The 13,125-nt window shown below is 38.0% G+C and carries 14 protein-coding genes; 2 read left to right on the forward strand and 12 right to left on the reverse strand.

All coding sequences use genetic code 11. The features are described from left to right. Positions 1-23: 23 nt before the first annotated feature. The 8 genes from HME7025_RS13000 to HME7025_RS13035 all read right to left on the reverse strand — a co-directional run bounded on the left by HME7025_RS13000 (position 24) and on the right by HME7025_RS13035 (position 7,192). Complete coding sequence (locus HME7025_RS13000) at positions 24-1,400, reverse strand: Gfo/Idh/MocA family protein (RefSeq protein ID WP_109324717.1); 1,377 nt, start codon at positions 1,398-1,400, stop codon at positions 24-26. Beyond that, the gene (locus HME7025_RS13005; RefSeq protein WP_109324718.1) at positions 1,397-2,557 is read right to left on the reverse strand and encodes a Gfo/Idh/MocA family protein; all 1,161 of its coding nucleotides are present in this window, start codon (positions 2,555-2,557) and stop codon (positions 1,397-1,399) included. The genes HME7025_RS13000 and HME7025_RS13005 overlap by 4 nt, the downstream gene beginning before the upstream one ends. Positions 2,558-2,717: 160 nt before the next feature. Beyond that, entirely contained in the window at positions 2,718-3,131 is a 414-nt protein-coding gene (locus HME7025_RS13010) for an OsmC family protein (protein WP_109324719.1), read from the reverse strand. 144 nt (positions 3,132-3,275) lie between these two features. Continuing rightward, positions 3,276-3,578 carry a rhodanese-like domain-containing protein gene (locus tag HME7025_RS13015; protein WP_109324720.1) on the reverse strand — a complete coding sequence of 101 codons (303 nt, stop codon included), beginning with the start codon at positions 3,576-3,578 and terminating at the stop codon, positions 3,276-3,278. Between the two features lie 56 nt (positions 3,579-3,634). Further along, positions 3,635-5,320 carry a PQQ-dependent sugar dehydrogenase gene (locus tag HME7025_RS13020; RefSeq protein ID WP_109324721.1) on the reverse strand — a complete coding sequence of 562 codons (1,686 nt, stop codon included), beginning with the start codon at positions 5,318-5,320 and terminating at the stop codon, positions 3,635-3,637. Between the two features lie 56 nt (positions 5,321-5,376). After that, positions 5,377-5,835 (reverse strand): hypothetical protein, encoded by a 459-nt coding sequence (locus HME7025_RS13025; RefSeq protein ID WP_109324722.1) that lies wholly within the window; start codon positions 5,833-5,835, stop codon positions 5,377-5,379. Beyond that, positions 5,832-6,395: a pyridoxamine 5'-phosphate oxidase family protein gene (locus tag HME7025_RS13030; RefSeq protein ID WP_109324723.1), complete on the reverse strand. Its 564-nt coding sequence runs from the start codon at positions 6,393-6,395 to the stop codon at positions 5,832-5,834. The genes HME7025_RS13025 and HME7025_RS13030 overlap by 4 nt, the downstream gene beginning before the upstream one ends. 77 nt (positions 6,396-6,472) lie before the next feature. Continuing rightward, complete coding sequence (locus HME7025_RS13035) at positions 6,473-7,192, reverse strand: NUDIX hydrolase (protein WP_226998238.1); 720 nt, start codon at positions 7,190-7,192, stop codon at positions 6,473-6,475. A 197-nt stretch (positions 7,193-7,389) separates the two neighbouring features. Here HME7025_RS13035 and HME7025_RS13040 point away from each other — a divergent pair, with 197 nt between their 5' ends. Further along, entirely contained in the window at positions 7,390-9,000 is a 1,611-nt protein-coding gene (locus HME7025_RS13040) for a carboxylesterase/lipase family protein (protein WP_109324734.1), read from the forward strand. Between the two features lie 125 nt (positions 9,001-9,125). Then, the gene (locus tag HME7025_RS13045; protein WP_109324736.1) at positions 9,126-9,911 is read left to right on the forward strand and encodes a PhzF family phenazine biosynthesis protein; all 786 of its coding nucleotides are present in this window, start codon (positions 9,126-9,128) and stop codon (positions 9,909-9,911) included. A 56-nt stretch (positions 9,912-9,967) separates the two neighbouring features. Here HME7025_RS13045 and HME7025_RS13050 read toward each other — a convergent pair whose 3' ends face one another. The 4 genes from HME7025_RS13050 to HME7025_RS13065 all read right to left on the reverse strand — a co-directional run bounded on the left by HME7025_RS13050 (position 9,968) and on the right by HME7025_RS13065 (position 13,121). After that, complete coding sequence (locus tag HME7025_RS13050; protein WP_109324738.1) at positions 9,968-10,828, reverse strand: ChaN family lipoprotein; 861 nt, start codon at positions 10,826-10,828, stop codon at positions 9,968-9,970. Positions 10,829-10,946: 118 nt separating this feature from the next. Beyond that, positions 10,947-11,483, reverse strand: a complete 537-nt coding sequence (locus HME7025_RS13055) for a DUF2911 domain-containing protein (RefSeq protein ID WP_109324739.1) — start codon at positions 11,481-11,483, stop codon at positions 10,947-10,949. A 14-nt stretch (positions 11,484-11,497) separates the two neighbouring features. Next, positions 11,498-12,424 carry an MBL fold metallo-hydrolase gene (locus tag HME7025_RS13060; protein ID WP_226998239.1) on the reverse strand — a complete coding sequence of 309 codons (927 nt, stop codon included), beginning with the start codon at positions 12,422-12,424 and terminating at the stop codon, positions 11,498-11,500. Positions 12,425-12,536: 112 nt separating this feature from the next. Next, positions 12,537-13,121, reverse strand: a complete 585-nt coding sequence (locus tag HME7025_RS13065) for a TMEM175 family protein (RefSeq protein ID WP_109324740.1) — start codon at positions 13,119-13,121, stop codon at positions 12,537-12,539. Positions 13,122-13,125: the final 4 nt, after the last annotated feature.

A 13,125-nucleotide genomic window follows, 5' to 3' on the forward strand; every position in this document is an offset into this window, starting at 1 on the left:
AATAAACCTCAAGTCCTATTTAACTAATATTTTATTCGGTCAGTACCGTAGGGAGCTCTTTGCGTACGACTTAAAAAGCGATTTGCTTCTGCGTCATTGATAAATTGCTCTTTTTTAGCATCCCAATTCAGCTTGCGAGGCAGTTTCATGGCCACGTGGGTGATCAAACAAACCGTACATGCTCTATGGCCAATTTCAATAGGAGAGATCGGTTCTTTTCTACTTTCTATACAATCTAGCCAGTTGCCATGTTGCTCATCTGAATGGTACAAATGAATCTCTTTTTCGCCAATTACTGAATCTAAAATAGCTGGATTGGAAGCATCTATTGCTTTCGCTCTTACTTTAGAAGTAGGATCACTCGGTGTTGCCGAATAGTCTCCTCTTGACACAAATATCCAACCTTCTGTTCCTTCATATCGAATACCATTAGGGAAGCCTCCGCTAGTGTACATGGTTATTCCATTGGCATATTCTGCCTTTGCCATAAAATCACCATGCACATCCCAAACACCCGATTTAGGAAATTCGGCTACAGCCTCCACTGATATAGGACCCGTTAATTCTGTGTCCATACCCCAAGCTGCAGAATCATAGTGATGTTGTCCCCAACCCGTGATCATTCCAGCACCAAATTGTTCCATGCGCAACCAACCTGGTCTATCATAACCCACTTGAGGGTGTACACTTAACTCCGTATAAGGAATGTAGGGAGTTGAGCCTAACCACATCTCATAATTAAAGCCTTTGGGGACTGGCATAGCTTGTACCACAGGGCCACTTGGATCTCCTGGAAGTCCTACTTTAACGGTGTGCAACTTACCAATTCGACCATTTCTCACTAATTCCGCTGCTCTTCTGAATTGACTGCTGGAACGTTGCTGTGTCCCAACTTGTAAAATTCTACCTGTTTTTTTGATGACCTCAGCTAATTGACGACCTTCTTTAATAGTCAAAGAAGTGGGTTTTTGAAGATAAATATCTTTCCCAGCTAAGGCTGCTTCCATGGCAGGTTGCGCATGCCAAAAGTCCGGAGTACTAATCATAACCGCATCAATGTCTTTATTCAATAACATTTCACGGTAATCGTCGTACATCTTAACATCGATGTAATTGCTTTGACCCGTTTTCTTGGTATAATATTCTTCTACTAACTTTTTAGTGTCTTCAGTACGGTTTCTATCCAAATCACAAACGGCCATAATTCTAGCCTTTTCATACCTCCAAGTACTTGGTAAATCATGTGTACGAGCAATACGTCCACAACCAATTTGGCCTATATTAATTTTGTTGCTTGGAGCATCTTTTCCTCCCAATACATGGGCAGGAACAATCGTTGGAAAGCCTAATGTGCCCACAGCTCCTAAGGCAATGTTATTGATAAATTTTCTCCTTTTCATGATTTCGCTGATATTTTAGTCGCTTGTTTTTGAGCAATAAGTGCTAGTTCGGTTGCTAAGAAACAATGGTCTTGAGTCATTGCAGTTTCGGTTCTATTTAACACATCATTCACGAGTAACTCTCCATGCGGAAGCTCCACATTCTTACAGTCGATATACAATGTTTCTTTATTGGTCACTAAATACAAATGACTTCCTGTACCATGCGGAGAAGCGATATCTGTATTTTTTCGAACTTCCATATAGCCTTCTGTACCTAAAATTGTCAGTCGACCGTCTCCCCAAGTATTTAACCCATCTGGAGTAAACCAATCCACACGAATATACCCTGAGCCTCCATTCCCGCGTAACATCAAATCTCCAAAATCTTCAAAATTAGGGTATTGAGGATATTTATGATTGGCTACTTGGGAGGCCACCACCTCTCCTTGTATAGATTTAGTAAAGTGTAAAAATTGATCTACTTGATGAGAACCAATGTCCGTGATAATACCACCGTAATATTTCTTATCAAAAAACCAGGAAGGTCTAGAAGGAATACTCATCCGGTGAGGACCAGTACCTAAGGTTTGAACCACCTTACCAATTATCCCTGTTTGAGCTAATTGACTAGCCTTTTCAGTCGCTTTATTTTCAAATCGCTCAGAATAAGAAATGGAATAAATTCTTTTGGTTTCTTTTTGAACCTTGCGAACTTCCGCCAATTGTTCTAACGTAGTAATACCCGGTTTATCCACCATGTAATCCTTCCCGGATTTCATGACACGAATACCCAGTGGCGCTCTTTCTACAGGAGTAATGGAACTAAGAACCAATTGAATAGAAGGGTCTCCTAAAATCTCTGCTTCACTTTTTACCAATTTAGCCGTAGGATATTTTTTAGCAAATTCCTTTATTAAATCTGGCTCCTTCGCATAGTAGGAAACAAATTCTCCACCACCACGAATGATGGAATTAGCCATGGTGTAAATATGACCATGATTGATTCCAATAACACCAAATTTTAAACGTGGTGCAATGATCTTTTCTTGAACTTTAGGAACAAACAAGGAGGTACCATCTTTAATGGGACTATGAATGGATGGCATAAATGCAAGACTTGATAAAAGGCTGGCATCTTGCAAAAATTTCCTGCGGTTGGAAGCGTTTTCTTTCATGGGATAAATTCCGGTTTTGTGATACTATTTCTAAAAGTAATAACATTTGATTTCTTACTGAAATCATCCTTTTTTTTAATCGAGGGAAAAAGAAAAAGGCTTACCATGGTAAGCCTAAAACTATGAACGAGAAAAGGTCTAACATGTTAAACCTCTAACTTTACCCTTGCAGTGTTGAGTCTACCACAATTGTCGTTTTTAACAATCGTGAAATGGGACAATTCGCCTCCGCATCTTTTACTTGAGCTAAAAAAGTATCTTGGTCAATACCCGGTACAGTCGCTTTTAATATCAATCGAGATTCAATAATGGAGCCTTCTTCCATTTTAATTTCTCCTTGCACATCCAATACTTTAGGAGGAAATCCTGCACCCGTAAGATTAAAACTAAGTTTCATGGCAAAACAACCCGCATGAGCTGCCGCTACTAATTCTTCTGGGTTGGTACCGATCCCATCTTCAAATCGAGTGTTGAAGGAATATTGGGTGTGATTTAATACACCACTTTGGGTAGTAAGTACACCTTTACCCTCTTTACCCGTTCCTTGCCAAACGGCATTTGCTTTTCTTATCATGACAATTCTATTTTATGTTTAGAGACAATCAATATTTTCCAATATTAATCTATTTCTCTTAAAATTTGTCCATGTACGTTCAGCTTATTTCATGAAATTTTTGAAAGATAATTTGACACGACAAATCCGTTGAAAACAATCGCGCTAAATAGCTTTTTCAAACCATTCATGAGTACCTCCTTCTAAAAATTTAGCCTGAAAACCCAGAGAAATCAATTTTTGAGCAGCCTGTTCTGACCTACCTCCACCCTTCCCACAAATAGTCACCAAAAGAACTTGATCTGCATGTAACGGTAAACCATGCGGGAGTTCTTCTCCTGGTATATGAATGGCCTTGGGGATGTGTTTAGATTCAAACTCTTCTTTGCTTCTAATGTCCAGAAGCAACAGTTCTTCTTGTTGATTCAACTTCTCAATCAATGTGTCAATCGAAATCGATGGTGTCATAATCCATTTATTTCCACAAAAAAAATGGATTTCGAAGTAAGCCTACGTGACGTTTATCACAAACTAGGAACAATTTGGTATAACATGCCATCTGTCTTAGTTATGATATAGATTTCCCCTTGTGCATCCTGACCAAATCTAAGATCTACTTTATTTGCTTTCACCAGTTCTTTCAAGGTAACAGGTAAACCATCCATTTGCAGTTTCAATTCGCGAATGCGTGTTTGAGTACCTTCTTTGATTTCTGAAGTAGGAATATAAAATACTCGACCTCGAACTATTTCCCCAAAAACGTATTTTCCTCGTAGGCTTGGAATTAATTTCCCCGTATACTCAAAGCCTCCCATAATGGCATTTCCCTCATCATGATCAAATTGAGCAATTGGATAGGTATATCCCATTTTTGCATCATTTTTAGGTAGCGGGAATACGGTATTGGTACTCATGGTAGAGTCTATAGCAAAGGTCCCTTCTCGCAAAGGCCAACCATAGTTTTTACCGGCTTTCAACAGGTATAGGGATTCAATATGTCTCTGACCAATATTAGAAACGATAATTCTTCCATCTTTCAACCAAGAGATCCGATTCGGGTTTCGGAAACCTTGCGCAAACACTTCATCAAGTCCTTTTTTACCAACAAATGGATTGGAGGCAGGAATGCCGTATTTGCCATTCTGGCTATTTCGACCAAGGGGATCAATACGTAAAACTTTGCCCCAAGCATGCTCACTATTATTTGGAATAAAACCTCTTCTTTGTTCCAATGCCCCTCCATCTCCTAAACCAATATACATGAGTCCAAAATCAGAATCTCCCAGTTTGGCATAAGGGTTAAAGGTGATTTCTTGCATACCATGCACTTGGTCAATAACATTGACACGCATGACTTCTCGCGACTTCCCCTTTAATGTCTTAGCATTAGGATCATCTAAAGTCCATTCAGTTATTATCCATTGTAATTTCACACGAAGGCTATCTCCGTAAGTAAAGTCGGAATGGCCCTTGATTTCGGGTTCCGTGTGGGTGGTATAAAAAAGCTTGTTTTGGGCAAAAAGTGGATGAAAAGCGAAGCTCCCAAGACCAGTAGCAAATCCTGGCTTATTGGTAAAATGTGGAAAATGCTTACTAATGTCAAAAAACTCACTTAACTGGCTCTTATCATCCAATAAATAGATTTTCCCTTGTAAATCAGAAATGATACGCTCTTTACTAATGGGGTGATAGGTCATTTTATTAATGCGGGTATTCACCTGTGGCGTATTAGTAAAAGGGAATTTTAGCACTTTTTTAAGCGTTATTTTCTCCCCTGAAAATGGAATCCCTTCCTTAATGGGATTTTCTAGTGCCCATTTATCTTTTTTATTGGGAATCTTTGGACTTGGTTTCTCTAAAATATATGCAATTACATCTTCTAGGTCTTTGGGATCCAAGTGATTGAAACCAGGCATGTAGGATTTGAATTTCTTGTACTTGTCTTGCGCTCTAGCAACGTTGGCATCAATTAAAGCTTTAGGATTACTGATGAAGTCCAACAGGTATTTTTTGTCAACGATCCCCTTGAGGCCCCCCAATTGCGGACCAATCCCATCATCTTTAAAGTTGTGACAGTTAGCGCAATTCAGTTCAAAAACTTGGGCACCCCGATTGACATTTTGAGCAAACCCAGAGAATGGGATAATAAAAAAAAGGAGTAATACGGCCCCGAATCGATTAAAAGCTAAAGACAAAGTAAGAATTTTCATAGGTCAAATGAAGCCAATGGTGGCTTTTCATTTGTAAAGAAAAGAATTTGAAATTATTACTGCATCCTTGCCTTTCCTTCTTTCGACATGATGTGATCTGGATTTCTTTTTAAGGTTTTGATAAAATGTACGTTTCTAAAACGCAAGGCACTCCAATCTTCGTCGATGGCGACCATACTTACTGGCTCAAATCCTATCTCGCCCATCGGTTCCCAACCTTGATCTCGGTTAAAATCACAGCTATATTTCTTAGAACTTCCTTTGGGATAACACATCCATAAAATGGTGTCGCCGGCAATTTTATCTCGACAAGCTTCTGCAAATACTTGGATTTCTGCTTTTTGAGTAACAAATACCAAAGCGTAGCCAATTTGATTAACTTGATTTAAGGAGCTTATTACCTGCGTCTCCTCTGGTAATTTTTTTAATGCTAATTGAAATGATTCAGGAGCTCCGAGTACAAGCACTTCCGCCTGATTCTTAAATGCCAGCTTTTTAAATAATGGATCTATCATTTCGATTTCTTTTGAAGGCTTAAGTCAGTAGGTAATCCATCTAAACTTATCATGTTTTTCTCCTCCATGTATTGTTCTAATTTTTCAGAGCCCATTTGATTTGCCCAAGTAAAATAAATATCTCGCTCACCTTGATATTCGTACATGGGTACCCCATATCCACAGGAGGTTTGAACTAAATCAATTTTCCCAATGATGATTTGTCTTGTACTTGGAATGATATTAAAATGCGGCGCATATTCCTCCCAAAGCGGTGAATTGGGCAATATGGCAAAACCTTTGCCATATAATCGTAAGATATTTGGGTTTTTGTCGAAAGAACAAAACATGAATGTAATCCTTCCATTTTCTAAGGTGTGGGCAGAGGTTTCATTTCCCGAACTAATGATATCCATGTAAGCAACCGTATGAGAATCAATCACTCGAAATCCCTCTAGGCCCTTTGGTGATACGTTCACCCGACCATCTCCTTGAAGGGGCGCTGTCCCAACGAAAAATAGATGTTGTTTTTCTATGAACTCTCGGTGAGCTTCAGAAATAGCGTCATAAAATTTGCCCATAATCTGTCAGTTGATTTAGACAAATATAAAATTAAATTTTGTCCTCAAATAGGCCGTTTATCAAAGATTAATAATTCTTAGGATTTAGATTTCAGTCGATACAAATAAGGAGCTTTACTTTTTGCCCCCGTATATTTCTTGTCGAGCCGCTCTAAAACATTCAAATCCAATATTTTTTTCTGGAAATTATTGGCTGGAAAGGGTTTGTCGTAGACGGTTTCATATAATTCCTGAACGTCTTTCAACGTGAAAGTTTCAGGTAAAAGATTATTAAAAAGCAGTTTTTTGTCTAAACGTTCTTGGAGTACTTCTAGGCCCTTTGCTACCATTTCTTGATGGTCAAAAATCATGTTGGGAAGCTCTTTGATATCATACCAATCACAGCTTTCGTCCAAATCAATTTTTTGAGGAATCACTTTTTCGAAATCAACCAGGGCATAGTATCCAATGCTGACTATCCGCATTTTTTGATTATTCTCATTGACTGGAGGTTCCACATCGGGATAAAGATCTCGAGCGATACTAGAAAATAACAGAAAGTCTTCATCTGATATTCGATTGGTTCTACCAAAGGTCCCAAATTCCTCTAGATAGACATCTTGGATACCTGTTCTTTCATATAAGACCCTTTTAGCCGCATCTTCAATGTCCTCTTCTTGTAGAATAAAGCCTCCAGGTAAGGCAAATATGTCTTTCTCCAATTTAAGCTTACTTAAAATGAGCTTGAGTTTTTTATCATGAAAGCCAAAAATGACACAATCCAAGGTCAATTGAGCTATATGTTTGGTTGATTTCAATGATTCTAGATTTAATGGAACACTAATTTATTGACAAATTTTTAGAAGAAACTGTTTTTATCAAAGTGATTTTCTAAAAAATAGAAAATCAAATTATTTTATTACATTTGGCTAAATTATCAAAATGATACAAAGGGCTCAGCTTTGAATCGTTTGAAAGAAAACAGAAATTCTCTATAATTTAACATATAAAAAAAATGAAAAAAGCTAGTTTAGTTTTAGGTCTATTCCTACTAGGAGGAATGTCATTACAAGCTCAAGTTACTACTGGGCAAAATGTAGCCGTGGTATCAACAGATGCCGGCAAAGTGCGTGGATATGTACATGGAGGTATTTACACGTACAAAGGTATTCCCTATGCAGAAGCTGGTAGATTTGAAACTGCTCATAAGCCCAAGCCATGGAATGGAGTACGTAGTTCTACTAGCTATGGCCCAGTAGCTTATTTATTGACTCCTACGACTCAAGTGGCCGATGAATCCGAATTTGTGTACAATCACTCTTGGGGTTATCCTAATGAGGACTGTATGCGTGTGAATGTTTGGACTCCAGGAATCAATGATGGAAAGAAAAGACCTGTTTTATTCTGGATACATGGAGGAGGTTTTACCTCTGGATCTTCTCAAGAATTACCTTCTTATGATGGTGAAAATCTAGCGAAAAAAGGGGATGTGGTAGTTGTGTCAATCAACCACCGATTGAACATTTTGGGATATTTAGATTTGTCTGCCTATGGAGATAAATACAAAACTTCAGCCAATAACTCTGTTTTGGATATGAAAGTTGCCTTAGATTGGGTAAAAGCGAATATCAGTCAATTTGGTGGTGATCCAAGTAATGTGACCATTTTTGGTCAATCAGGAGGCGGAGCAAAAGTAAATACCTTAATGGCTATGCCTTCGGCTAAAGGTTTATTCCACAAAGCCATCAATCAAAGTGGTGCCTTTACTACAAATATGGCTGATAAATCAGTAACCCAAGCCATCACCAAAGAAGTATTGAATGCCTTGAATATCGATGAGTCTAAAGTAGATAGTTTACAAAAAGTGCCATTCCCTACCCTAGCAGCTGCAGGTCAAAAAGCGCTACAAACGGTGGCAGCTAAATTAAGAGCCGCTGGAAAACCAGTGGGTGGTTTTGGATTAAGCTGGGGACCAAGTATCGATGCCAATATATTACCGTATCAACCGATGTCGGCTGAGGCTATGGAATTATCCAAAAATGTTCCATTAATGATCGGAACGGTAAAAAATGAATTTATGCCAACCTTGTTTTCAGGTATAAGTCACGATGCATCCATGGCAGACGTAGAAGCATATCTACAAAAAACGTTCGGCGCTAAAGCTGAAGCTTATAAAGCTGCTGTAAAGAAAGCCTACCCAGCAGATACTAAACCAACTGATTTGATGGATGTAGACACGAGATTCAGACCAGGTGCTGTTGACCAAGCTAATATTAAATCAGCAGTAGCTGGTGGTGCTCCTGTTTACATGTATTTATTCACATGGCAGTCACCTGTATTTGACGGAAAATACAAAGCCATTCACTGTGTTGAACTTCCTTTCTGTTTTAATAACATTGCTCGTTGTGAAGAAATGACAGGAGGTACCAAAGAAGCCTATGCTTTGGCCGATAAAATGAGTCAAGCTTGGATTAATTTTGCCCGTTTGGGGAATCCTAATCATAAAGGATTGCCAACTTGGCCAACCTATAATACATCAAATACCTCAACCATGCACTTCGATAATTCTTGTGTTGTCAAACCACAACTGGACAAAGAATTATTCGAACTTGTAAAAGCGAACTAATTCGTTTCTACTTAATTTCTAGCCTCGATGAAAATCGAGGCTTTTTTTGTTTGTGTTAAATTAGGATGAGTGGATATTTAAATATGATATAGATGTATAATTTTGAGGATTAAATATATACGCTCATGAAATTGACCCTATTCCAAATAGATGCTTTTACCAATCAATTGTTTGCTGGAAACCCGGCAGCAATTTGTCCATTGGATCACTGGTTAGAGGATGATTTGATGCAAAAAATAGCGGCAGAAAATAATTTAGCTGAAACCGCCTTTTTTGTAAAGAAAGGTGAGCAATATGATATTCGGTGGTTCACCCCAACAGTGGAAGTCGACCTATGCGGTCATGCCACTTTAGCTGCAGCTTTTGTTCTTTATCATCACCTAGGAGTACTTTCTGACGAAATTGTGTTTTATTCACATCGAAGCGGTTATTTACAAGTAGCTAAAAATGGAGAACTATTAACGTTGAATTTCCCTGTAGATCAAATACAAGACATTGATTTTGATTGGGATACATTCAAAGGCTTATCCATCCCTGCCAAAGAAGTATTAAAGGGCAAAACAGATTACCTGTTTGTCTATGAAAATGAGAGTCAAGTTGCTAACATGAAGCCTGATTTTTTTGAAATTGCCAAGCTAAAAGCCAGAGGAATTATCATTACGGCTCCAGGTGATACAGTTGATTTTGTATCTCGATTTTTTGGTCCGCAATCAGGCATTGATGAAGATCCTGTGACAGGTTCTGCCCATACGACTTTGATCCCATATTGGGCAATGAGAAAACATAAAACTCAATTGACAGCCAAGCAACTATCTCCTCGTGGAGGTGAATTATCTTGTGAACTTTTAGGCGACCGAGTGAATATCAGTGGTACTTGTGTTTTATATATGATTGGAGAAATATTCGTATAATTTATTGATCAATGACCGAAATTCCAGGACGATAAAAACGATAACAAATTCACACCTTAATAGGTCGTTGTCATATCATCTTCCACACAGATGATATAATCTGCAATTCCCCTGTTTTCTTGGGCTAATTGCTTAATTTCTTTTTGACTAACTGTAGCTATCGTGGCGATTTTAATTGCTGGTTTAGCCAATTTTAAATACCATGAAATCCCTTCATAATTTTCAGAATGGTAAGAGCCATTCACATGAATAAATAGATTATTTTCTTCCCAATTTTTCATGATAAAATAGGCCATGGTAGCATCTTTCAAAGCTTGGGCTTTAGGCATATTGGGCGTCGCATGACCAGCCATCATCGTAATCATTTTTTGATAACAAGGGAGATTGGCATCGTAGGCTATTGGTAGTGGTGCCATCCAAGATTTTTCCTCTGCTGATATTTGATTCAATGCCTCAAATCCCCCTTTAGAAACCAGGCTAGCATATTTTCTGGGAACATTGGTTGCAATAAAATTCACCTGATTCTCCTTGGCAAAATTCACCAGAGGTGCATAATCCGTCTTATAATTTCTCCACAGCCTTGCGGAAGAATCTAGTCCTTTGGCTGAGATTTTACCAGCTAAATACGCCGATAAAGCCCCTTGATTATCTTGCTCAAACATCTCGGCTCCCAAAACTAGTTTCCGTTGCAAATAACACGATTGAATAATCTCTAATTCTAACCAATGACTGATGGGGTTATTATGTAATTCCCCTATTAAAACAACATCTTGCTTTTGTATTTGCTTGATCATTTTCTGATATGAAACTTCCTTACCTTTTGCGTTAAACAATCGGTAGGCTGGTTTATCAGTTGCCAAAAGCTTGACTGGAAACAATAAAAAAAATACGATGCAGATATGAATTGCCTTAATCATGAGGTATATAGCTGTTGATCAAGTACAAATTAGAACAAAATATCAACAATAAGTCAATTGATATAAAAACAAAAAGCGGTCATTACTGACCGCTTTTTCATAGAACAAAGGTTTTAATCTATTTAATCGGTATTAATAAACTCACATTTTCCCAACCGAAGGCAATTCCTGCTGGTACCACTTTGTACTCTAAAGCTTCTTTGAAGTCAGATTTAGCAGTTTTCACTGTGATGGTGAAAGCATCTTTTTCCGGATTACGAGTTGTTTCTCCGCCTCGTTTAATACCCCATTGTCCTACTTCTGTATTGAAAATAACTTGCCAATCCCCTTCTGATGGCAGCATATAAATACTGTATTTGCCCTTAGCCAAGGTATTGCCAGCAATGTTCACATCCGCATCTGTTTCAATGATGGTCGCAGAGTTAGCACCCGCTCTCCAAACTTTTCCATAGGGAACTAATTCTCCCCAAATTTTTCTTCCTTTGACCGATGGGCTGCTATAAACGACTGAGACATTCGCTTTTCCAAATGTTCCTGTAACTGTTACTTTAGGACTTTGTGGAGGACGAGGAGCGTCTTGCCCAAATGAGCTAATTGACACAAATAAAAGACATAATACCGACAAAATCGGCTTTAATAATGTGTTGATTTTCATAAGATGATTGTTGTTTATTGTTTTGTATTTTTTTCTGTTAATTCCTCGTAAGCCATTTGAAAATTATTCTTCAAGAAATCCCCATTCATCCCCTGTACACCATTCACAGCAGTTAACTTCATTACTTCTTCTTTTGTTTTGCCACTCTTAATTTCCGAAGAAACATGAATTATTAACTTCTCTAAATAATCCGTTAAGGCCATTAAATCCTCTTTTTTACAGGTAATTTCTGTTGGATTAAAAGCATGTCCATAGGTAAAAATAGTGTCCTTATCAAAATGCTTTTGTATTTTATCATTGACATGAATCCAGTTGGCTACACTAGCTCCAGCACTTCGATCAATGATAGGATAGCGTTTGTTCCCGAATAAGTCGCCCAAATGCACCACATTGGCATGTTCAAAATGAATGGCCACATCTCCATCCGTATGAGCAGGACCAAAGTAATGAGCTCTAATGCGTTCTTTTCCTATTTTGGTTGTCCAAGTATCTTTAAACGTCTCTGTTGGATAATATTGTTTCTCCTCTGTTTTGGCTTTGGTAGCAGCAGCTATCTGATTTTTCAACGAGTTCTCGTGAGCCACAACTCGATTAACCAATCCTTTAAATGCTATGTTCCCACTGGTATGATCACCATGATGGTGCGTATTCATCAACAATTGTATTTTCTGGTCAGATTGTTTTTTCAACTCATCGATTACGTGCTGAGACTGGTCTGGAAACTGTGTATCTACCACAGCATAGCCATCTTTCGTTTTCAACACCGCTATGGTGCCGCCCCTTTCACTAAAAAGAGAAATCCCCCCACGTAATTCTTTCCATGTAAAAGCTGGACCTTGCATCGATGCAGATTGAGCAAAAAGCGAATTTTTAGAGCCCAAAAGCATTGAAAACAATAAGGTATTGGCAGAACCTTGGATAAATTGTCGACGTTTTATCATTTCTATGAAGTTTAAAATCAAATGTAAATTAGTTATTCAAAAGCTCTTCTAATTTGAGACCAAAACATGAAGTATTCTTACCAAATCTAGCATTTCATATTGGATTTATCTGCTAGTCTGATTTTTGATTCAAGGTATTCTCAATTCTTGAATCTGGCATAATCCATAAAATGGCAATTCCATAAAAAATCACTAAACTGACTATTGGGTAAAAAAAGGCCAATAGTATACCAGAAAAATATCCGAAAGTTGAAATTCTTTCCTTCCAACTGTTTGATAGCGCTTTCCCTATTTTCGATTCATGTCCTTCATGTTTAACGGCTAGTTTTTCTAATAATAAAAAGGCCAAAGCACACATAAAAAGAACAAATCCGTATAAGACAACTGTATGATTATCAAAGTGATTTTCTCCCATCCAACCTGTAACAAATGGCAAAAGAGAGAGCCAAAATAATAATCCCAAATTGGCTAATAACACTTTGCCATTTACTTTTTCAATGGCTTGAAACAAATGATGGTGGTTATTCCAATAGATTCCTACGTAAATAAAGCTGAATAAATACGACAGAAATTTAGGAATCAAAGGTTGCAAATCTTCGAAATCAGACCCATGAGGTACTTTTAATTCCAAGACCATGATGGTAATGATGATAGCCAATACGCCATCACTGAAGGCTTCTAATCGGTTGGTAGTCACAGGA

The organism is Aquirufa nivalisilvae, assembly GCF_003143535.1.
Taxonomy (GTDB): domain Bacteria; phylum Bacteroidota; class Bacteroidia; order Cytophagales; family Spirosomataceae; genus Aquirufa; species Aquirufa nivalisilvae.

Bases quoted from the DNA above. Each gene is read 5' to 3' on its own strand.
- HME7025_RS13000 (WP_109324717.1), bottom strand. From the start codon at position 1,400: ATGAAAAGGAGAAAATTTATCAATAACATTGCCTTAGGAGCTGTGGGC.
- HME7025_RS13005 (WP_109324718.1), bottom strand. From the start codon at position 2,557: ATGAAAGAAAACGCTTCCAACCGCAGGAAATTTTTGCAAGATGCCAGC.
- HME7025_RS13010 (WP_109324719.1), bottom strand. From the start codon at position 3,131: ATGATAAGAAAAGCAAATGCCGTTTGGCAAGGAACGGGTAAAGAGGGT.
- HME7025_RS13015 (WP_109324720.1), bottom strand. From the start codon at position 3,578: ATGACACCATCGATTTCGATTGACACATTGATTGAGAAGTTGAATCAA.
- HME7025_RS13020 (WP_109324721.1), bottom strand. From the start codon at position 5,320: ATGAAAATTCTTACTTTGTCTTTAGCTTTTAATCGATTCGGGGCCGTA.
- HME7025_RS13025 (WP_109324722.1), bottom strand. From the start codon at position 5,835: ATGATAGATCCATTATTTAAAAAGCTGGCATTTAAGAATCAGGCGGAA.
- HME7025_RS13030 (WP_109324723.1), bottom strand. From the start codon at position 6,395: ATGGGCAAATTTTATGACGCTATTTCTGAAGCTCACCGAGAGTTCATA.
- HME7025_RS13040 (WP_109324734.1), top strand. From the start codon at position 7,390: ATGAAAAAAGCTAGTTTAGTTTTAGGTCTATTCCTACTAGGAGGAATG.
- HME7025_RS13045 (WP_109324736.1), top strand. From the start codon at position 9,126: ATGAAATTGACCCTATTCCAAATAGATGCTTTTACCAATCAATTGTTT.
- HME7025_RS13050 (WP_109324738.1), bottom strand. From the start codon at position 10,828: ATGATTAAGGCAATTCATATCTGCATCGTATTTTTTTTATTGTTTCCA.
- HME7025_RS13055 (WP_109324739.1), bottom strand. From the start codon at position 11,483: ATGAAAATCAACACATTATTAAAGCCGATTTTGTCGGTATTATGTCTT.
- HME7025_RS13060 (WP_226998239.1), bottom strand. From the start codon at position 12,424: ATGATAAAACGTCGACAATTTATCCAAGGTTCTGCCAATACCTTATTG.